This is a genomic window from Halostagnicola larsenii XH-48 (genome assembly GCF_000517625.1).
GTDB lineage: Archaea > Halobacteriota > Halobacteria > Halobacteriales > Natrialbaceae > Halostagnicola > Halostagnicola larsenii.
This window is the reverse complement of the sequence record NZ_CP007055.1, coordinates 1,868,287-1,887,638: the sequence shown is the minus strand read 5'-3', so window position 1 is coordinate 1,887,638 and position 19,352 is coordinate 1,868,287. Positions and strand designations below refer to the sequence as shown.

The following is a 19,352-nucleotide window of genomic DNA, read 5'->3' as shown; positions in this document are numbered from 1 at the left end:
TCTCCATTAGTCATCGTCGTACCCCCGTCGCTTGCGCTCGAGTTCGAACCGGCGTCCGTAGATCCGGTTTCGAGCCGGTGCGGTCGAGTACTTCACTTTTCGCGGCACCGTCGAGTGTCGAGCGCCGCCGCCTACGTCGCGTCGATTCGTCGGAATCGTCGACGCCGCCGTCGGATTTCGGGAGCTGGTGCTCGTATCCTGTCGGCGCATCTTCTCGCGGTTCAGTTCGTAGAGTCTCTCGAACTTGCCGTGGGTCTTCAACAGGGCGTCCCGAAACTCGTCGATTCCCTCCATCGCCTGTTGTTGGATGAACGCCTGATAGGCTTCGGGGTTTTCGTCGACGTTGATCGAGCCTAGCGCGTCCGTCGGATCGACGTCCTCGAGGAGGTCATCTCCGCCGCCGAGCAGTCCGTTCCCGTCCTCCTCTCCGCTGAGGAGTCCATCGTCGCCGACGAGACCGCTGTCGTCGTCGGTCACGGCCGAGGCAGCCTCCGAAGCCAGTCCGCCGTCTTCGTCGTTCGCGAGGTCGTCGACCGCTTGCTCGAGTTCCTGGGTTTCCTCCCAGATTTCGGTCAGGTCGGTCGCGTTCCAGGCGCTCAATAGGTCGACCGCGGAGACTACCTGGCCGAGGTCGACGACGTCATCGACGCCGCTCTCGTCACCGCCGCTCAGGGCCGCGGGTACCTCGCTCGCGTCGATCGCCTCGAGCAGTTCGTCGCCCTCGACCGCCTCCGGCAGGTTCTCAAGATCGAGTGCCTCGAACAGTTCCTCGAGTTCCGTCGCGACGTCCACGAGCGCGTCGACGTCGCCGATGACGGACTCGAGAGCGTCGTCGTCGAGTTCTTCGATCGATTCGACGGGATCGAGTTCGTTCCGGAGGGACTCGAGGTGTGCCATTGCGTTCTGGAGGAGCACCGAGTCGTCGTCGCTCGATTCCTCACTCACGCCGATCACCGCCGGATTCGTCGTCGTGTTCGGTGGCGCTCGATCCCTCAGACGCCGTGTCTGTGGCACCGTCGCGGTGGCTTGTCGAGACGGTAACCGTGAGGACGCCGTTTTTGATCCGTGCGCCCGCTTCGACCGACGACCGATCCCACGGCACGTCGACGCGCTCGAGTTCCCGGTCGCCGACGCCGACGACGAGCGTCGGGTCGTCGTCGCTGCCGTCGAATCCGACGGTAACCGTCTCGGGATCGACACCCGAAACGTCGGCGATGACCAGCAGTTCGTCGTCGTACGTCCGGGTCGTCACGCGGTGGGTAGAAAGCGACGAACGCCGACGCCGCGTTCGGGAGGGGCGCTCCTCGGCGGTGTCGCGTCTAGCAGCGTCCCCTCGAGAGATCCGAGAGGGTCGGTTAGACGACCTTCGTGCGGAATCCGAGCCGGTCGGATCGAGCCCCGATCCGATCGAGACGTCGTACTCGAGCCCGAATCGACTCCTGCCACCGGCCCGTCCCGATCCCGACGCGCTGGCGGTCCGATCGAGGGAGTCGAGGAGATTCAGGAGACTCGAGAGCCAGTGGCCGTCCTCGGGATCGTCTGCTCCCGTCGGCTCTGCGGACGACCAGTCATCCGTCGACTCGGGACCGATCGGCGGTCGGCGTTCATCGGGCAGTGACGGCTCTCCGTCGTGAGGGTCGTCGGCCTCGTCGGGCTGGGATTCGCGGTGATCGTCGCTCGATTCGTCCGGTCGCTCGTCGTCTGATGGCGGTTCGTCGGACATTATCGTTTCACCTCGACGCGTCCGCTCCGCAGTTGTTCGTGGACTTCTCGGGCGATTTCGATCTCTTCTTCGAGCACTTCCTTTCGTTCGAGATACTCTTCTTCCGACCGCTCGCCGAGTTCGTACAGGAGCTGGTTTTCCTTGCGCTCGTCCTCGAGTCCCTCGAGATCGTACAACTCGTCGAGCGCGATGGTGTGGATCGCGTCGAGGATGTTCACGAACGGCTGGAAGAGGAGGTCATCGAGTACGAACACGGGAAATCACTGGGCTCCGATTTTGACGTCGACGAAGCTGTAGGGGGCGAACGGACCCGTATACTGGACGATCACGTCCTCGAGGTCGGGGTGATCCTCGAGGTCCGCGACGGCTTCGTCGAACTGTTCGCGCTCCGTTTCCTCGACGAGGTACGACCGGTTGACGACGAGCCGATCGCTGAAGTCGTCGTTCGCGACCGATTGGGCGGCCAGCGGCTCGAGTTCGTCGGCGACGGTCTCCTCGATCGCTTCTCGATCGACGTCTGCGTCCTCCTCGGTGACGAGCTTGACCCCCAGTTCGATCCGACCCTCGATGTCGCGGATCGCGCGCCGGAACGCCGGTCGAGCGCCCCGAATGACGTTCTTCAACGCGCGGTTGCTCTCGAAGGCCATCCCGAACTGCATCGGGACGATCGGATGGCCGTTGGTCCGCTCCATGATCTCGCGGAGGACCTCGTCGTGTCGCCGTGCGTCCTCGTCCGTCTCCTCCGGATCGGTCGTGTCGATGTCCGAGACGACGGCCTCGTACCGGCGGTGGGAGACGGTGTAGACGCGATCTGCGCCCCCGACGGCGTCAGTTTCGAACTCGAGGTCCGCGCCGGATTCGACGATGCCGTAGACGTAGCGGTTGTTCACTCGGTGTCACCTCTCGAGCAAAACCGTGCGAACGAGTGGGGCCCCGATCGGGAGGCGCACTGGGGGAAGCACGTCCTCTTCGAGCGGACGGGGCCGATCCGTGCTCGCCGGAGCCGACCCGTCGTGGGTGGCCGCGACCGCCAGCGCTCGCGCATACGCTGAATTGACATAGTACGTTCGACAGTGGGTATGCGATCACCCGACGTTACTCTCGTGCTTGCACTAGCAGCCGTCCCGTTTCAAACGGCGGACTTGCAAACGCAATGCGAGTCCTCAAACCCATCCGCGATGGACACTTGGACGAGATGCCATCACCACAACGAAGACCGGATTCCTCAAGTCTCGCAGAGGTACTTGACCGCGTCCTCGACAAGGGCGTCGTCATCGACATCTGGGCGCGAGTCTCGGTCGTCGGGATCGAACTGCTCACCATCGAAGCGCGCGTCGTCGTCGCGTCGGTGGACACCTTCCTGCACTACGCGGAGGAGATCGCAAAAATTGAGCAAGCGAGGGCCGACGGCGATATGGAAGATCTCGAGGAACTCGAGGTCGAGCAACGCCCCGAGTCGTCGCCCCAGTCGGCCTCACAATAACCTCGATGGCGGACGACTCGTCTTCGCGTAAACGGAAGGTCCGCGGCACGAAAATTCGAACCGATCGCGCACAAAAGAGCGGCCGCAAAGCCGAAAAAGAGCTCCGTCGAAAGGCGGCGGCCAGCGAACGAAACGGTGACACGCCGCTTTCAGCCCCGGAAGAAGTCGCCCCGGAGCCGTTCGTCGAAACCGACGAAATCGACTCGATTCGCAACCGGATTCAGGGCTGGCTCGAGGCGGAACAACCGGTCCACCTGATCGGGCCGACCGGCTGCGGAAAGACGTCACTCGCGCTTTCGGCCGCAGCGGAACGTGGACGGCCGGTCGTCTGGCTCAACGGCGACGAGGCCGTCGACACGGCGGCTCTCGTCGGCGCCCACGCGGGCGGCGAACGGTACGAAGAACGCGATCAATTCGTGGGCGGCGTCGACAAGCGGACGCAGATCGTCCGCGAGCGATGGGTCGACAACCCGCTCTCGGTCGCCGTTCGGGAGGGCGCGACGCTCGTGTACAACGAATTTTCCCGGAGCGATCCCGCCGCTCACAACGTCTTGCTGTCGCTGTTCGAGGAGGGCGTCCTTGAGCGGCCGGGCAAGCGCGGCGACGATCGGACGATAGACGTCCACCCCGAGTTTCGCGCGATACTCACCTCGAACGACATCGAGTACGCGGGGGTCCACCAGCAACAGGATGCCCTGCTCGATCGCGTCGTCGGCGTCCACATCGACTACTACGACGCCGAAACCGAGCGCGAGATCGTCGACGCACACGTCGAATTGCCGTCCGACCAGATCGACGAAGTCGTCTCGACGACCCAGCAGTTGCGTGACGAACTCGATATCGTCGTCGGGACTCGAGCCGCGATCACGACGGCTAAAGGGCTGTCAGTGTTCAACACCAGCGATAACGGCATCGCAGACGAACTGCTCGCTGACGTCTTCACCGACGTTCTCGCGCCGAAAGTGTCCGGCGGGCGCGAGGGCGACGATGTCACCGAACTCAAAGACCGGATCTCTGAGACGGTATAGACCCACACCGAAACCAAGAATCCAACCTCCCAAAATCAATGGCCGAAGCCGAAACCGAAACGGACTCGAGCGAACGATGTCAGGCACTCACCGACGACGGTGAGCGCTGTTCGCGCCCGGCCCAGGACGACGGGTTTTGCTACCAACACGACGAGAGTGATACAACCGTGAGCGACAGCCAAACAGAACAACAGCAAGAACAGCAAGAGCAGGACCAGCAGGCGGGCGACGACGCCGGTTCCCAGACGGACTCGATAGCGGGCGAGGAAACGACGGACCCCGAAGACGTCGATACGAGTTCGCTCGAGGATGCGGACGTCGAAACCGGCGACGTCGACGAGAGCAAGATCGAAGGCGTGCTCGCGGTCCGTCGAACCGTCCAGTCGACGGCGGGCGAACTGATCGGGTATCGGTTCGACGGCGTCAGCGAGATTACGCCGACGGACGAGGGCTGGCGTGCGGTCGCCGAAGTCGTCGAACGAGCCTCGGTCCCGGATACGCAGGACGTCCTCGGACGGTACGAAATCGAACTCGACGAGGACGCGGTCGTGCTCGGCTACCAGCGGATCGATCGATACCGACGCGGCGATACGGGGTCGTTCGAGAACTGACCTCACGGAGGCCGCCACCTCCGTAGTGGTGTCCGCGGTCGATCAATCCGCCGGTGCCTGCGGAGAGGCGTCCTTGAGCGTCGAGATATCGTCCTCGCCCAGCGCCGCTTTCGTCTCCGTCGCGAGTTCGGTGACGACAGACCGCCCATCGCGGTTTCGAACCACAAGCCCGTCGTCTTCGAGCGTCGACAGATGGTGCGTAATCGTGCTCGGATCGCGCTCGAGTTCCGCCGCGAGTTCACTGTTGTTCGCGCGCTCGAGCGTCGCCAGCGCCTCGAGCACGTCGCGTTTGGCGGGTTCCTCGAGTGCGGCCTGAAGCGTCGAATCGGTCTCTTCGAGGTAGTACCGACGCTTGCCGTTGATCTTCGCGGCGGTCAGGAGGTCTTCTTCCTCGAGGATCCGGACGTGGTGGCGAACCGTCGACAGCGGGACGTCGGCGTCGTCGCTAATCTGGGAGAGGTACCTGCCCGGATGAGCCTCGACGGTCTCGTAGATCGTCGCCCGGGTTTCGTTCTCGAGCGGGTCCGAGTCGTCGTACCTGCTGTACTTGAAAATCGGGAGCAGTTCCCACGGAATCGACGCGAGAGCGCGGCGGAGATACCGACGGCCGCTCGCCGTCCAGTTTGCGACCGCATTGCTCGCGGCACCCGTCGTGCCACTCCCGCTCGCCGCTCCCGCGCCGGAACCCGCCGTTCCGCCCGCGAGACCGGCACCGGCCGTCGCCCCCGCGCTCCCGGCCGCACCCGCGCCGCCGATTCCGCCGCCCGCAGCCCCGAGTCCGCCTCCTGCTGCACCGATCGTGCCACCCGTCGCTCCGATTCCGCCGGCCGCCCCGGCAGAGGCGGCCACGGCTCCCAGCATTCCGACGAGGATTGCGTCGGTTGCGGTCTGGGCGACTCCCGGATCTGCGGGCTCCCCGCCGGCGAGGGCGCTGCCAACCGGCGAATCGTCGTCCACCACTGCCGATATCGTTTCAGACGCCTCTGAGAGACCGGTCGACGTGACGCTCGAGACGGTCGTCGAGATGCCCGCTTCGGCTCCCGCGGTCGTCCCTGCGAGCACGTCCGACGCGGAGCGAACCGGCTTCTCGAGGAACGAACCGGTCTCGTTGGCCGGTTTGTCCGTCGTCTTCTCGAGCTCGTCCGTCGCGCCGTCGAGTCCGCCCGTCGTGTTCTCGACCGTCCCCTCGAGTCCGCCCGTCGTTTCGTTCGTCGCGTTCGAGACGGCATCCGTCGTGTCGTTCAGACTGTCGCTCGTCTCCTCGAGGCCGTCGGTCCCGTTGGTGATCGAATCGTTCGTACCGCTGACCGGATCGGCCGTGTCGTCATCCACGCTACTTGCATCCACGGGGTCTTCGCCAGTGTCTTCGGCTGAACCGCCGCTTTCGTCGGTCGCGTCCGTGTCGGTAGGGTCGTCGGTCAGGTCGTCGTCACTGAGGGTGTCGTCGGCGTCGGTCAGGTCGTCTTCCCCGTCGGTATCCTCGTCCTCGTCGCGGGTTGTGCCGTTCGTCGAGTCGCCGTCATCGCCCGTCACCTCGTCGGTCGACCCGTCGACGCTATCGGTCGTCTCGTCCGTCGATTCCTCGAGTGAATCGGCTTCGTCGTCCGTCGCGTTCTCGAGGGTGGTCTCGCCCGACTCGGTATCGATCTCGAGGTCGGACAGCGTAGCGTCGTCCGAACCGACCTCCTCGAGCGAGTAGTCCGGTGCCGTGGTTGCCAGGGCTGAACCGGTCGCTCCGGCGACTATGGCACAGACCACCACCAGCGCGAGGAACGCGACCGTTCCGCTCGAGATCGGCGAGTCCATGGAGTTCATGACCTACTGGCGAGGCAACCGTAATACCTTTTTCCGTCGTTTGACGACAGATTCAGCGGAGCTACCCCAGATAGGTTCTCTCGGCCGGCTCAAAGACGTGTTCGGGCGGAAACCGATTCGATCGACGGGGCACCGAAAGCGCTGTCGCGGTTAGTGGCCGCCGAATCCGGGGACGGTGACGACGCCGATAATCCACGCCGTCGAGAGACAGACCAGCAGGACGTGCGGAGCGATGGCGCGGATCGCCTGCCCGGGCGAGTCGCTGATCTGCGTCGCGCTATACCAAACGAGCGCGATTCCCCAGAGGACGCCAAGCCACGGCCAGATCGTGGCGTTGAACCACTCCCAGGCGGCGACCGTCGACGGGCTTGCAAGGGCTTCCGGGAGGTTCAACGGAACGCCGAGACCGGCGAAAAACGTGTTGACCAGCGCACCGCCCTCCGTCATGAGGTTCGTGACAACGTGATTGCCTAGCATGTACATGATCGAGAACGGCAGGTAGGCGTAGGCGAATCGGGTGAACGACGGTTCCCACTCGAGACCGCTCCAGCGCGAGCCGAGCGCGGTGGCTCCGGAATAGGCGCCGATCGCCGCGAAAACGCTCACGAAGTACGCGAGCACGCTGGGCCACGGTTCGGACATCGCGATCAGTTCGGCGACCCTGCCGCCGAGGACGTGATCGATCGGGAACACCGCCCACAGGACGATCACGAGCAGGGCTTCGTCCGGAAGCGCGATTTTCTGGCGCACCGCCGCAGCGCCGGGCCACCGAACGCGGAGCCCGACGTCCGCTTTCGGTTGTTCGGTCGTACACTTCATACAGGAGACACAGCGGCGCTCGGTGCTCAGATAGTCGCTCTGATACTCGAGGGTCGCACACTGGACGCCGGTCGACTCCTCCTGGCGGATTTCGACCGGCGAGAGCTTCGAGGTAACGCTCATGACTCCCGAGGCGGGACAGACGTAGCGACAGAACGCCTGGCGCTGGAAGACGAGACTGACGCCGACCGCCAGCGCGGTGAAGGCGAGGAAGTAGATGCCGACCAGCCGCGGTTCGAAGACCATCCCGAGTTTGTACATCGGCATGCGGGCGAACAGGAACGTGATCGCCGTGATCGAGAGCACCGACAGCGAGATGCCGAAGACGGTCGCTTTCGGACCGGTGAACATCGGGAAGTGACGCTGCAGTCCGAACCGTTGCGTGAACCGGACGATCGCCCCCATCGGGCAGACGTAACACCAGACGCGGCCGAGTACCACGAGACTGACGAGCATGACCGTCGACCACCAGAGGCTGAAAAAGGCCACGCTCCCGAAGTTCGTATCGGGGTTCTGTGGTCCGGTGAAGGCAGTCCAGATGGCCCACGCGAACAACGTGACCATGATCACGTGGACGGCCGGTTGCACGTATCGATTCGTGAGCAAGAATCGGAAGAGCCGTGACCGGGTGAGCGTCAGGTGCCACGGGTTGTCGGGCTGATTGCTCATACGCTGCCTGGTTCCCGTCCCCTATTATGCGGATTGGTGCAAAACTAAAAAAACGTATCTTCGAAGCGTCACATCTCTCCGGCGACGCTCGCTGTTTCGGGTCGATCCAGCAAGCTATTTCAGCGTTCGGCGGCCGATACTGGGTATGGACTCGGCCTGTGGCCCGCCACCCGAAATGGCCGAACGGCGCGAGGAACTGACGCCCATGATGGGCCAGTACCACGACCTCTGTGCGCGCTACGATGACGCGATCGTTCTCTTTCAGGTCGGCGACTTCTACGAAACCTTCTGCGGCGCGGCAGAACGAACCGCCCGCCTCCTCGAGTTGACGCTCACCAGCCGGGAGGATTCGACCGGGGAGTATCCGATGACCGGGATCCCGGTCGACAACGCCGCCTCCTACATCGACGACTTGCTCGAGGCGGGCTACCGCGTCGCGGTCGCCGATCAGGTCGAAGAGCCGGGCGAGTCGCCCGGCGTGGTTGAACGCGCTGTCACGCGCGTCATTACGCCCGGGACGCTCACCGAAGACGAACTGCTCGCGAGCGACGACAACAACTTCGTCGCGGCGCTGGCTCGCGACGGCGACGCCCGCGGGCTCGCACTCCTCGACGTGTCGACCGGCGACTTCCTCGCGACGAGTTCGACCTCGAGCGAGGCGATCGCCGACGAGATGAGCCGGTTCGATCCCGCCGAGGCGATCGTCGGCCCGGCGGCCGACGGGACGCTCGCTCCCGAGGACTGCATGGTCACGCCCTTCGACGAATCCGCATTCGAGCGCGAGCGCGCCGGCGAGATGCTCGCCGACTATTTCGGTGACCCCGATTCGTTGCTCGCAGGAGACGCGGAGGTGCGGGCCTGCGGCGCCTTGCTCGCCTACGCGGAGTACGCTCGAGGGGGCGTCGAAGAGAACGACGACGCCGACTCCGCCGGGATGATCGAAACCGGCACTCAGACGACGCGACTCGAGTACCTGACCCATCTCACGCGCTACGACCCGCGGGAGTACCTCCTGCTCGACGCCGTCGCGTTACGCAGCCTCGAACTGTTCGAACCTCGGGCCGTCTACGGCAGGGAGGAGGCCACGCTGTTCGGCGTCCTCGACGAGACCTCGAGCGCGCTGGGCGGGCGGAAACTCAGAGACTGGCTTCGTCGACCGCTGCTCGAACCGGCCCGGATCGAAGCGCGCCTCGACGCGGTCGAGGAGTTGACCGATGCCGTCGCAACCAGAGAGGAGCTACAGGACCTGCTTCGGGACGTGTACGATCTCGAGCGACTGATCGGCCGGATCTCTCGGGAGCGGGCGAACGCGCGGGACCTGCGCTCGCTGCGGGACACGCTCGCGGTCGTCCCCGAGATCAGGGACCGACTCGAGGCCGTCCGGGGCGAGTGCGACCGACTCGAGTCGCTGTACGCGAACCTCGACCCGCTCGCGGACGTTCGCGAACTGATCGAGGACGGAATCGTTTCCGACCCGCCGATCGAGATCACCGAGGGCGGCGTCATCGCCGAGGGGTACGACGACGACCTCGACCGGCTCCGCGAGACCGCACGGGACGGCAAGCAGTGGATCGACGACCTCGAGGAAACCGAACGCGAGCGAACCGACATCGACTCGCTGTCGGTCGGCTACAACTCCGTCCACGGCTACTACATCGAGGTCACCAACCCGAACCTCGAGTCGGTGCCGGAGAACTACCAGCGCCGGCAGACGTTGAAGAACTCCGAGCGGTTCGTCACGCCGGATCTCAAGAAGCGAGAGGACGAAATCGTCGGTGCCGAAGAGCGCGCCGACGAGCGCGAGTACGAGCTGTTCTGTGAGATTCGACGCGAGATCGCCGACGAGGTAGAACGCGTCCAGGGGCTCGCAGAGGCCGTCGCGACCCTCGACGCGCTCGTCTCGCTTTCGACCGTCGGGGCACAGTACGACTACTGTCGGCCCGAGCTTCTCGAGCGCGGGGACGAACAGGTGCTCGAGATCGACGGCGGCAGACACCCCGTCGTCGAGCGAACCCAAGAGTCGTTCGTCCCGAACGGGGCTCGCTTTTCGAGCGACCGCCGACTGGGGATCATCACCGGACCGAACATGTCCGGGAAGTCGACGTACATGCGACAGGTCGCCCAGATCGCGTTGCTCGCGCAGGTCGGCAGCTTCGTTCCCGCCCAGTCGGTTCGATTGACGCCGCTCGAGCGGATCTTCACCCGGGTCGGCGCGAGCGACGACATCGCGGGCGGGCGCTCGACGTTCATGGTCGAGATGGACGAACTCGCGACGATACTCGCGGAGGCCGACGATCGCTCGCTCGTGCTGCTCGACGAAGTCGGCCGCGGGACCTCGACGGCGGACGGGCTCGCCATCGCGCAGGCGATCACCGAACACCTCCACGACGAGGTCGGCGCGACGACGCTGTTTGCGACTCACCACCACCCGCTGACCGAACTGACTGCGGAGCTCGAGGCCGCGTTTACCCTTCACTTCGAGACGACTCAGGAAGACGGCGAGGTCGTCTTCCACCACGAAATCGCCCCCGGCGCGGCCGACGGCTCCTACGGCGTCTCCGTCGCGACCGCGGCGGGCGTCCCCGAACCCGTCGTCGAGCGCTCGCGAAAGCTGGTCGCGGAGGCGGCCGACGAGCCGGCGGACGAACGAACGGCGCCCGACGGGCCGAGCCAACGAGCAACGCGTGACGAGACGGCGACGACCGCGAGCGCAGACGGCGGGGACGTGCCGACCGACGTCGCGGCCGAACTCCGCGCGCTCGATCTGGCCCACCTCACGCCGGTCGAGGCGCTGACCGAACTGGATCGGTTGAAGCGGTTGCTCGAGGAGTAACGCCTCGCCCGCAGGAGTTCGCTACCGGTCGTCCGTTTCGGCCGGAGGAAGGGTAAACGAGAACGTCGCGCCCTCACCGGGGACGGATTCGGCCCAGATATCGCCGCCGTGGCGCTCGACGATGCGTTGGGCGAGTGCGAGTCCGATTCCCGTCCCCGAGTATTCTGCCCGGCTGTGTAACCGCTCAAACACTTCGAAAATTCGGCCCGTCTCGTCGGGATCGATCCCGATCCCCTCGTCCGTGACCGATATCGTCCACATCGAATCTGACCGTTCCGCGGCGATGTGGACCCGCGGTGTCTCGTCGCCACTGTACTGAATCGCGTTCGAGAGGAGGTTCTGGAAGAGTTGCCGCAATTGGCCAGGATCGCCCTCGACTCGGGGGAGTTCCTCGACGGTGATATCGGCGTCGTGCTCGTCGATCCGTAACTGGAGATCGTCGATGACATCGGTGACGGCGGTCTCGAGGTCGACCGACTCGAGCGGTTCACCGCGGGTCTCAACTCTGGAGTACTCGAGGAGGCTCTGTATCATCGCGCGCATCCGGTCTGCACCGTCGATAGCGAACTCGAGGAACTCCTCGCCGTCCTCGTCGAGAGCGTCACGGTACCGACGCTCGATCAGCTGAAGGTAACTCGAGACCATCCGGAGCGGCTCCTGTAAGTCGTGAGACGCGGAGTACGCGAACCGCTCGAGACGTTCGTTCGAGCGCTCGAGCGCCCGTTCTCGCTGGACGCGATCGCTGATATCTCGGAAGTAGACCGAAATCCCGGTCTCGGAGGGGTAGAGGTTCGCCTCGACCCAGAACCCGAGGGTATCGTAGTAGAGCTCGTAGCTGGTCGGAACCTGCTCGTCTCGCGCCGTCTGGAAGGCGTCCCAGACCTCGTCGATCTCGGCGGCGGAGGGGAACACGTCCCAGAGGTTCTCACCGAGCAGTTCCTCCTCCGTGTGCTGGAGAAGCTCTTCGGCGCGCTCGTTGACGTGGGTGAAGCGGAACTCGTCGTCGAGCGCGTAGAACGCGTCGGAAACTCGACCCAGCATCTCCGTGAATTCGGCCTCGAGGCGCTTTTGCTCGGTGATGTCGGTAACGGCGAAGACGGCGTTTCCCTCGTCATCGAGTTCCACCGGCGTGCCGTTGACGGATAGCCAAACGCGCTGTCCGTCAGGTCGGCGCAAACCGACTTCCATATCGAAAACCGACTCTCCCGTTGTCAGTACTCGCCCGAAGGGAGTTTCGTCCGCTGAGAGCGTTTCTCCGTGGCTGTCGACGAGATCCCAGCGAGAGTCGTCGTGGGTGTAGGTCTCGAGTTCGTCTCGGGTCCGACCGTAGATTTCCTCCGCGCGCTCGTTGGCGAACCGAAGCGTTCCATCGGCGCCGACGACGATGATTCCCACCGGGCTGGTTTCGACGACTCGCTCTCTGACTCGCTTTTCCGTTTCGAGTCGTCGTTCGGTCTCCCTGTTGTCGATAGTCGAGGCGAGAACGTTCGAAACGTTTCGGACGAAGTTGATATCGTGTTCGGCGAACGCTCGTCGCTCCGTCGTGTGTACTCCCAGCACCCCCCACGGGTCGTCAGATGAACCGATGACGACGCTCAACCCGCTGACGACGCCGTGATCGGTGAGCAACTCGAGTCCGGAAAACCGGTCCTCGGTCCGAAGGTCCTCGACGACGACCGGTTCGTCGGTACGGAGCGTATACCCGGCCTGCGAGTCGGTGCCAGTCGGCACCGTTGCAGTGCCGACGAGCCCCTCCTGCCACCCGACCCCGTGGCTCAAACGGAGCTCGTCATCGCCCGGACGCAACTCGAGGATTTTGCAGTACTCCGCGTCGAGCGTCTCGGCGACTACTTTCGCCGCATCGCACAAGAACTGCTCGATATCGTCGGTCTCGAGGGCTTGCTGTCCGAGTTCCACGACCACTTCCTGTTGGTGAATCCGATCGTGTAGCTCCGCATCCGTTTCGGAAGTCGAACCCATTCTGCGACTGCTAGTCGTGAGAGAAGTGTAAACCCTTCCGTTGGTGAATCCTGCGCACAGCGATACGTACCGCTCGACGTAAGAGTAGCCGTGCGAACGAGTTTTCCACCGCCGGATCGTACGACCTCGCATGCCCGAACTCGCACAAGAGGAGTGCGTCGCCTGCACCAGCGACGACGATCCGCTCACCGGCGACGCGATCACGAACCTGTACGACCGAATCGATACCGACGTCTGGGAGGTCGTCGACGAACACCACCTCGAGGGAACCTACGAATTCGAGGACTTTCGCGACGCCCTCGAGTTCACCTACGAGATCGGCGAACTCGCCGAGGAGGAGTGGCACCATCCGGACATCGAACTCTCGTGGGGCGAGGTCGTCGTCGAGATGTGGACTCACAAGATCGACGGCCTCCACAAGACCGATTTCGTAATGGCGGCGCGGATGGATCGGATTCACGAGAAGTACGCGCCAACGGACGACGCCGACGACGAGTGAGTTTTGCGGGCGCTCGGTCGGTTTTTCTGGATCACTTTACCGAACAATCCACGTGCGGTGGCGCGCGCTGAATCGCGCTGAGTGAGACGAAGCGCGATTCAATGATGTGCGAGGGATGAAGAACGAATTTGTGAGTGAGTAAATCGGTTGGGGAGGAAGTGGACATCCCTGTTGCCAGCGCGAGTGACGTACTTCTCGAATCTGATAATCCTCGTAACAAAAGAGTAGTATATTTCTCGAGCATCACCCGTTACTGACTGGCTCGAGCGAGACGAACTCGAGGCCGTGCTCGCCGAGGAGCCCGCTCGCCCGGTCGGTCACCGACGGCGCGACCAGAATTCCCCGGATCGACGCGTCGGCGTGTAGATCCCGCTCGAGGGCATCGACGTACCGTCGCAACTGGCTCACCGCGTCGGGGCCGACCCGGCGGCGCTTGAGTTCCACGACGACCGCGCGCCCGACCGAGTCCTCGCCGTAGATGTCGATCGCACCCGCAGGAGTGTCGCGCTCGGTCGCCAGCGGTCGAAAGCCGGGCTCGAGCAGGCCGGGGTCCTCGAGGATCCGCTGGCGGAGGTCCTCTTCGGTCCCGACGAGGGTGAGTTCGCTCGAGTCGGAGACGGGGAAAACCGATACGTGAACCACGCGTTCGAACCCGATCAACAGCCGCTCTTGGGGAGTCGATCGGTGACTCTCGAGGAACAGCGCGCCGTCATCGCAAAACACCTCGTGGGTACACCCCGGGGGCTGCCAGTTGACCGGCTGCTGGCCCTCGTCGGTGTGGACCAGCGTCGTCCCGTCCGGTTTGCACATGACGTGTCGATCCCCGGCGTCGAGCTGGCTCGAGGCACGGCCGTCGTACTCGACGGAACAGCGTCCGAAGACGGTCACCAAGGCGTCCCGGTCGATGCCGTCGGCGACGGTTTCGCACGCCGTCTCGACGGCAGGTCGCTCGAGGGTCGTTGGCGCTGCGTGATCGGAAGCGGTCACTGGAGACCCTAGCCGACGGTCGAATAAAAACGGCGCGACACGGAAACTAACTGACAGCGGTCCGTATCGGCTCCCGCAGCACCGATCGAGATCCGGCCCGGTGCTCACTCGGGTTCGACGGCGAACGGGCTGTCGCGTTCGGTCCAGTCCCAGCCCGGAAGCCGCTCTTGAAACCCCGCGGCCAGCGCCGCCTCGAGGTCGTCGACGCCCGCGTTTTCGTCGCTCGAGCCGTGGACGTGGACGTCCGCGTAGTGAAAGGTTGCTTCGCCGAGCGTCCGGAGTGGTTGGGTGCCCGCGATGGTCGCCGCCAGTTCGCGCCCGAGGATCTCGTCGACGACGAAGCCGGGATAATCGTCCTCGACGTCGAGGTCGCGAAGGATAGCGACCAGCGCCGCGACGTTGACGGCGAGGTCGCCGTCGGCGAACACCGCGTCGACTTCCGCTCGGTACTGTGTCTCGGTGACGGAGTCGACCTCGGTCCCGAACAGGTCCCCGAGATCCGCTCGAACGTCATTTATCGTCGGCACGACGGTTTCAGAGAGCGTCGCTACCCAGTCGCGCTGTTCGACGACGCGGGCTCGCGTGAGTCGCATACCGGTCGTTCGTGACGAACGGCCCTCATCTTTGCGAAGGCTTTTATACCACGCGAGGAATAGCCTCGAGTAAGCGGGTTCTTCCTGGAAACTTCCCGCACGGACCAGGATAACCGATCCGGGAGCGTATCTGTACGAAGACGGACGGCGTCCCCGAGATACCTATCGACTTCGTGAGATGCTACGAATGACAGTCCCCGTTTGGGGTCGTATTTCGATGCCATCGACGGATTCGATACGAACGCGACGTTCTCGGGCGTACGAAACCGCCCTGACTCCCCGCTTTCCGTCGGACGTTCCTGATTCCCGTAATCTACGGGACGTCCACGCAACCCACATTCGGCGATTATGAGCACTGTAGAGCAGCAACTCGACGATTTGGAAGAACAGATCACGAGCGAGTTACCGGCAGATATCTCGGTCTCCTCGGTGAAATACGAAGGCCCCGAACTGGTGGTCTATACGCGCGACCCGAAGAAGTTCGCGCAGAAGGGCGACCTCATCCGGCAACTCGCGAGTAAGCTTCGAAAACGGATCACCGTCCGGCCCGATCCGAGCGTTCTCTCGAGACCCGAAACGGCTCGCGAGGAGATCATGAACGTCATCCCCGAAGAGGCGGGGGTCACGGACCTCGATTTCCACGCTGATACCGGCGAAGTCGTCATCGAAGCCCAGAAGCCGGGTATGGTGATCGGTCGCCACGGCTCGACGCTTCGAGACATCACGAAAAACGTCGGCTGGACGCCCGAAGTCGTTCGGACCCCGCCGATCGAGTCCTCGACGGTATCGAACGTCCGAAACTTCCTCAAACAAGAGCGCGACGAGCGCCGGGACGTCTTAGAGCGCGTCGGCAGACAGATCCACCGCGAGGAGATGTCCGACGACGAGTACGTCCGCATCACCACGCTGGGCTGCTGTCGCGAAGTCGGACGCGCATCGTTTATCCTCTCGACGCCCGAGACGCGTATCCTGATCGACTGCGGCGACAAACCCGGCGCAGAGGGCGAGGTGCCGTACCTCCACGCACCCGAGGCGCTCGGTGCCGGTCCGCAGACCATCGACGCCGTCGTGCTCACGCACGCCCACCTTGACCACTCCGCGCTGATTCCGCTCCTCTTTAAGTACGGCTACGACGGCCCGATCTACTGTACCGAGCCGACGCGCGACCTGATGGGACTGCTCACGCTCGACTATCTCGACGTCGCCACGAAGGAAGGGCGCACGCCGCCGTACGAATCCGAGATGGTCCGCGAGGCGATCAAACACTGCATCCCGCTCGAGTACGGCGACGTCACCGACATCGCGCCGGACGTCAAACTCACGTTCCACAACGCAGGGCACATCCTCGGCTCTGCGGTCAGTCACTTCCACATCGGCGACGGCCTTTACAACGTCGCGTTCTCGGGTGACATTCACTACGACGATACGCGCCTTTTCAACGGCGCGACAAACGACTTCCCGCGGGTCGAAACGCTCGTTCTCGAATCGACCTACGGCGGTCGGAACGATTACCAGACCGACCAGGAGGAGTCAGAAGAGCACCTGAAGGAGGTTATCAACGAGGTGGCCGAACGCGACGGAAAAGTTCTCATTCCGGCCTTCGCGGTTGGTCGGTCCCAGGAGATCATGCTCGTCTTAGAGAAGGCGATGCGCGAGGGCGAGATTCCGCGGATGCCGGTCCACCTCGACGGGATGATCTGGGAGGCGACGGCGATTCACACGACCTACCCCGAATACCTCCGCGACGACCTCCGCGATCGGATCTTCCACGACGACGAGAACCCGTTCCTCGCCGACGAGTTCAACCACATCGACGGCGGCGAGGAAGAGCGCCAGGACGTCGCCGACGGCGACTCCTGTATCATCCTCTCGACCTCCGGGATGGTCACCGGCGGTCCGATCATGTCGTGGCTGAGCCACCTCGGCCCGGATCCGGACTCGTCGCTGGTCTTCGTCGGCTACCAGGCCCAGGGAACGCTCGGCCGACGCATCCAGAACGGCTGGGACGAGATTCCGACCAGCGAAGTCGGAGCGATGGGCGATAGCAACGGCCGGGGCACGCTCTCGCTCAACATGGAAGTCGAAACCGTCGACGGGTTCTCCGGGCACGCCGACCGGGAGGGCCTGATGAACTTCGTCGACACGATGAACCCGCGTCCGGAGAAGGTCCTCTGTGTCCACGGCGACGAACGCTCCACGCAGGACCTCTCCTCCGCGCTCTATCACGACTACAACATGCGAACGTTCGCGCCGAAGAACCTCGAGACGTTCCGGTTCCTCTAGGGCTCGAGTCACCGTTTCGGTGCGCCTGCAGGCGTTTTCTCATCTGAGTCAGGCTGATGCCGGGACGGGCCCTGTCACAGCGTGTTCGATTCGGATCGAATCCAAGCGATTTTCCGATTCGGGACGATACCGCCCCCGTGAGCGATTGTAACTGTCCGGAGGGTGATCGCTGAGTGATACCGATCTGGTTCGGTTACGCGCTGTTGACGGCTATCGTCTACGCGGCGATTGCACTCCTCGCGAAAGTCGTCAGCGGCACCGAAATCGACGATCCGATCACGCTGACGATCTACTCCTGCGTTCCGTTTTACGCCGTTTACGTCGCGGCCGGTGTACTCCTCGAGCCGACGGCGATATCGGAGAGCGCTGTCTCTAATCCGACGCCGCTATCGGCGGTGTTCACGGCGATTGGCTTCGGCGTCGTCTCGACGGTCGGCTACGGAATCTACTACTGGGGTCTCGTCAGCGGCGACGTCTCGCGGTTCGTCCCGGCGTTGGCCATCGAAACGATTTTCGTGCTCGTCCTCGGCTTTGTCCTCCTCGAGGAGTCGTTCCCGGCCGGCGTGTATATGGGCGTCCTACTCGTGGTATTCGGCGCGTTATTCATTTCCTACGAGCACGAGAGCGGGTCGCTTCGCGGGACCGTCGGGCCGTCGACCATCGTCGTTGCGGCGGTCGCCGCTGGGGCCTTTGCCGTGCTCAATACGGGAATGAAAGTCCTCACGACCGAGTTCGGAACACTCGAGATCCTCTTTTGGATCAGCGTCGGCGGACTGGCGTCGGTCGTCGCGCTCGCGCCGTTCCGGGAGGGTGATCGAGTCCGACCGGCCGTCCACTCGAGCAACCTGCTTTCCTCGCGACCCTCGAAGGGGACGACCGTTCTGGTCGCCGGTGGGCTGTTGAACGCCGTCGCATTGTTGACGTTTGTTCGGGCGCTCGAGACCGGGCCGGTCTCGCTCGCGACGGCGATCACTAAACTCGACGTGCTGCTCGTCTTCGTCGGATCGCTGACGTTGAGCAAGCTGACACCGGAACTGCTCGCCGAGCAGTTCGATCCGTTTACGCTGGTGCAAAAGGGGGTGGCGTCCGTGGTGATCCTCGCCGGCTGCGTGTTGATCCAATTCGGGTCCGGGTGAACGCCCCCCGCGGTCAAGCCGCCGGAGCGTTGTTCACAACCTACGCGCCAGCAGCAGACGCTGTTGATCTCGCTAACGGATCGATCTCGGTTTTGTTTCGTCAAGCGGAACGATCACTGTACCTTTCTCCAGTGACGACGTACCGTCCGATATGAGCCTGTTCGGAGAGTTCGACATTCCCGCAGAGGCGTTCGCGCTCCAGGACACGTTAGAAGAGCTTCCCGACGTGGTCATCGAAATCGAACGCGTCGTTGCTACCGAAGAGTTGCTCGCACCGTATTTTTGGGTGAACGGCGACGACATCGACGAGTTTGAAACCGTCACCGAAACCGATCCGTCGGTTCGCAATCTCCGTCGGTTAGATGACTTCGATCGATCCACGTTGTTCCGAGCCGATTGGACCGAAAATACCGATACCATCGTTTACGCATACACCCATGTCGGTGCGACGATCCTCGAGGCCAGTGGACAGTACAACGGTTGGACGCTCTGTATCCGCTTCGACGAGCACGAGGACCTCAGCCAGTTTCAGGACTATTGTGACCAACGGGAGATTCCGTTTCAACTCGTTCGCCTCCACGAACTCACACAGCCGCGAACGGGGAGTCAGTACGGGTTGACACGAAAACAACACGACGCGTTGTTGGCTGCGTACGAGATGGAGTACTTCGACTCCGCGGACGTGGCCCTCGCGGATGTCGCCGCTGAACTCGATATCACGCCCCAATCTCTCTCGGAACTGTTACACCGCGGATACCGATCACTGGTCGAACAGACCCTCGTCGTGACTTCGGAGTGACAACGGCGGACGAGGCTGGTGGGGAAACCATGTCAATTCCCGTGTAAAACACCCTTCTATAGAAGGATGCGTTCTAAAGACACGTAGCCATCTA

17 protein-coding genes are annotated in these 19,352 nt (G+C 63.5%); 8 read left to right on the top strand and 9 right to left on the bottom strand.

Features of this window, described 5'->3' with window-relative positions; all coding sequences use genetic code 11:
* Positions 1-6: 6 nt before the first annotated feature.
* From HALLA_RS09545 to HALLA_RS09530, 4 genes are read right to left on the bottom strand one after another with little or no spacing between them, the layout of a single operon-like run.
* On the bottom strand, positions 7-945 hold the full coding sequence (locus HALLA_RS09545) for a hypothetical protein (RefSeq protein WP_049954065.1): 939 nt from the start codon (positions 943-945) through the stop codon (positions 7-9).
* A complete protein-coding gene (locus tag HALLA_RS09540; protein WP_084568980.1) occupies positions 938-1,723 on the bottom strand; it encodes an Hsp20/alpha crystallin family protein in 786 nt (261 codons plus the stop codon). Before HALLA_RS09540 ends, HALLA_RS09545 begins: the two co-directional genes overlap by 8 nt.
* Positions 1,723-1,977: a gas vesicle protein GvpF gene (gvpF, locus tag HALLA_RS09535; RefSeq protein WP_049953134.1), complete on the bottom strand. Its 255-nt coding sequence runs from the start codon at positions 1,975-1,977 to the stop codon at positions 1,723-1,725. Before gvpF ends, HALLA_RS09540 begins: the two co-directional genes overlap by 1 nt.
* A gap of 6 nt (positions 1,978-1,983) precedes the next feature.
* Positions 1,984-2,613, bottom strand: coding sequence for a GvpL/GvpF family gas vesicle protein (locus HALLA_RS09530; protein WP_049953133.1), 630 nt, complete (start codon positions 2,611-2,613; stop codon positions 1,984-1,986).
* A gap of 305 nt (positions 2,614-2,918) precedes the next feature.
* Between HALLA_RS09530 and gvpA the strand changes: the two genes are divergently transcribed.
* From gvpA to gvpO, 3 genes are read left to right on the top strand one after another with little or no spacing between them, the layout of a single operon-like run.
* Positions 2,919-3,206 carry a gas vesicle protein GvpA gene (gvpA, locus tag HALLA_RS09525; RefSeq protein ID WP_049954064.1) on the top strand — a complete coding sequence of 96 codons (288 nt, stop codon included), beginning with the start codon at positions 2,919-2,921 and terminating at the stop codon, positions 3,204-3,206.
* Positions 3,207-3,211: 5 nt separating this feature from the next.
* Positions 3,212-4,234, top strand: coding sequence for a gas vesicle protein GvpN (gvpN, locus tag HALLA_RS09520; protein WP_049953132.1), 1,023 nt, complete (start codon positions 3,212-3,214; stop codon positions 4,232-4,234).
* A 38-nt stretch (positions 4,235-4,272) separates the two neighbouring features.
* Complete coding sequence (gvpO, locus tag HALLA_RS09515; RefSeq protein ID WP_049953131.1) at positions 4,273-4,845, top strand: gas vesicle protein GvpO, halophile-type; 573 nt, start codon at positions 4,273-4,275, stop codon at positions 4,843-4,845.
* Positions 4,846-4,887: 42 nt separating this feature from the next.
* Here the strand turns inward: gvpO and HALLA_RS09510 are convergent, their stop codons facing one another.
* Positions 4,888-6,651: a winged helix-turn-helix transcriptional regulator gene (locus HALLA_RS09510; protein WP_049953130.1), complete on the bottom strand. Its 1,764-nt coding sequence runs from the start codon at positions 6,649-6,651 to the stop codon at positions 4,888-4,890.
* Positions 6,652-6,810: 159 nt separating this feature from the next.
* Positions 6,811-8,148 carry a 4Fe-4S binding protein gene (locus tag HALLA_RS09505; protein ID WP_049953129.1) on the bottom strand — a complete coding sequence of 446 codons (1,338 nt, stop codon included), beginning with the start codon at positions 8,146-8,148 and terminating at the stop codon, positions 6,811-6,813.
* A gap of 145 nt (positions 8,149-8,293) precedes the next feature.
* Between HALLA_RS09505 and mutS the strand changes: the two genes are divergently transcribed.
* A complete protein-coding gene (mutS, locus tag HALLA_RS09500; protein ID WP_049953128.1) occupies positions 8,294-10,981 on the top strand; it encodes a DNA mismatch repair protein MutS in 2,688 nt (895 codons plus the stop codon).
* Positions 10,982-11,002: 21 nt separating this feature from the next.
* On the opposite strand, the gene HALLA_RS09495 is transcribed toward mutS, so the two are convergent.
* A complete protein-coding gene (locus HALLA_RS09495; RefSeq protein WP_049953127.1) occupies positions 11,003-12,961 on the bottom strand; it encodes an ATP-binding protein in 1,959 nt (652 codons plus the stop codon).
* A gap of 130 nt (positions 12,962-13,091) precedes the next feature.
* On the opposite strand from HALLA_RS09495, the gene HALLA_RS09490 reads away from it, so the two are divergent.
* Positions 13,092-13,460 carry a 4a-hydroxytetrahydrobiopterin dehydratase gene (locus HALLA_RS09490; protein WP_049953126.1) on the top strand — a complete coding sequence of 123 codons (369 nt, stop codon included), beginning with the start codon at positions 13,092-13,094 and terminating at the stop codon, positions 13,458-13,460.
* A 243-nt stretch (positions 13,461-13,703) separates the two neighbouring features.
* Here HALLA_RS09490 and nucS read toward each other — a convergent pair whose 3' ends face one another.
* Together nucS and HALLA_RS09480 are read right to left on the bottom strand one after the other, a co-directional pair.
* Positions 13,704-14,447, bottom strand: a complete 744-nt coding sequence (nucS, locus tag HALLA_RS09485; RefSeq protein ID WP_049953125.1) for an endonuclease NucS — start codon at positions 14,445-14,447, stop codon at positions 13,704-13,706.
* 104 nt (positions 14,448-14,551) lie between these two features.
* The gene (locus HALLA_RS09480) at positions 14,552-15,040 is read right to left on the bottom strand and encodes a hypothetical protein (protein ID WP_049953124.1); all 489 of its coding nucleotides are present in this window, start codon (positions 15,038-15,040) and stop codon (positions 14,552-14,554) included.
* 348 nt (positions 15,041-15,388) lie between these two features.
* Between HALLA_RS09480 and HALLA_RS09475 the strand changes: the two genes are divergently transcribed.
* From HALLA_RS09475 to HALLA_RS09465, 3 genes are all read left to right on the top strand, one after another.
* A complete protein-coding gene (locus HALLA_RS09475) occupies positions 15,389-17,323 on the top strand; it encodes a beta-CASP ribonuclease aCPSF1 (RefSeq protein ID WP_049953123.1) in 1,935 nt (644 codons plus the stop codon).
* A 173-nt stretch (positions 17,324-17,496) separates the two neighbouring features.
* Positions 17,497-18,459: a DMT family transporter gene (locus HALLA_RS09470; protein ID WP_049953122.1), complete on the top strand. Its 963-nt coding sequence runs from the start codon at positions 17,497-17,499 to the stop codon at positions 18,457-18,459.
* Positions 18,460-18,610: 151 nt separating this feature from the next.
* Entirely contained in the window at positions 18,611-19,258 is a 648-nt protein-coding gene (locus HALLA_RS09465; RefSeq protein ID WP_049953121.1) for a helix-turn-helix domain-containing protein, read from the top strand.
* The last annotated feature ends 94 nt before the right edge of the window (positions 19,259-19,352 follow it).

What these genes read in the sequence shown, in the direction of transcription:
- HALLA_RS09480 (WP_049953124.1), bottom strand. Translation starts at nt 15,040, where the DNA reads ATGCGACTCACGCGAGCCCGCGTCGTCGAACAGCGCGACTGGGTAGCG.
- gvpO (WP_049953131.1), top strand. Translation starts at nt 4,273, where the DNA reads ATGGCCGAAGCCGAAACCGAAACGGACTCGAGCGAACGATGTCAGGCA.
- HALLA_RS09475 (WP_049953123.1), top strand. Translation starts at nt 15,389, where the DNA reads ATGAGCACTGTAGAGCAGCAACTCGACGATTTGGAAGAACAGATCACG.
- gvpN (WP_049953132.1), top strand. Translation starts at nt 3,212, where the DNA reads ATGGCGGACGACTCGTCTTCGCGTAAACGGAAGGTCCGCGGCACGAAA.
- HALLA_RS09505 (WP_049953129.1), bottom strand. Translation starts at nt 8,148, where the DNA reads ATGAGCAATCAGCCCGACAACCCGTGGCACCTGACGCTCACCCGGTCA.
- gvpA (WP_049954064.1), top strand. Translation starts at nt 2,919, where the DNA reads ATGCCATCACCACAACGAAGACCGGATTCCTCAAGTCTCGCAGAGGTA.
- HALLA_RS09510 (WP_049953130.1), bottom strand. Translation starts at nt 6,651, where the DNA reads ATGGACTCGCCGATCTCGAGCGGAACGGTCGCGTTCCTCGCGCTGGTG.
- HALLA_RS09465 (WP_049953121.1), top strand. Translation starts at nt 18,611, where the DNA reads ATGAGCCTGTTCGGAGAGTTCGACATTCCCGCAGAGGCGTTCGCGCTC.
- mutS (WP_049953128.1), top strand. Translation starts at nt 8,294, where the DNA reads ATGGACTCGGCCTGTGGCCCGCCACCCGAAATGGCCGAACGGCGCGAG.
- HALLA_RS09540 (WP_084568980.1), bottom strand. Translation starts at nt 1,723, where the DNA reads ATGTCCGACGAACCGCCATCAGACGACGAGCGACCGGACGAATCGAGC.
- HALLA_RS09490 (WP_049953126.1), top strand. Translation starts at nt 13,092, where the DNA reads ATGCCCGAACTCGCACAAGAGGAGTGCGTCGCCTGCACCAGCGACGAC.
- HALLA_RS09495 (WP_049953127.1), bottom strand. Translation starts at nt 12,961, where the DNA reads ATGGGTTCGACTTCCGAAACGGATGCGGAGCTACACGATCGGATTCAC.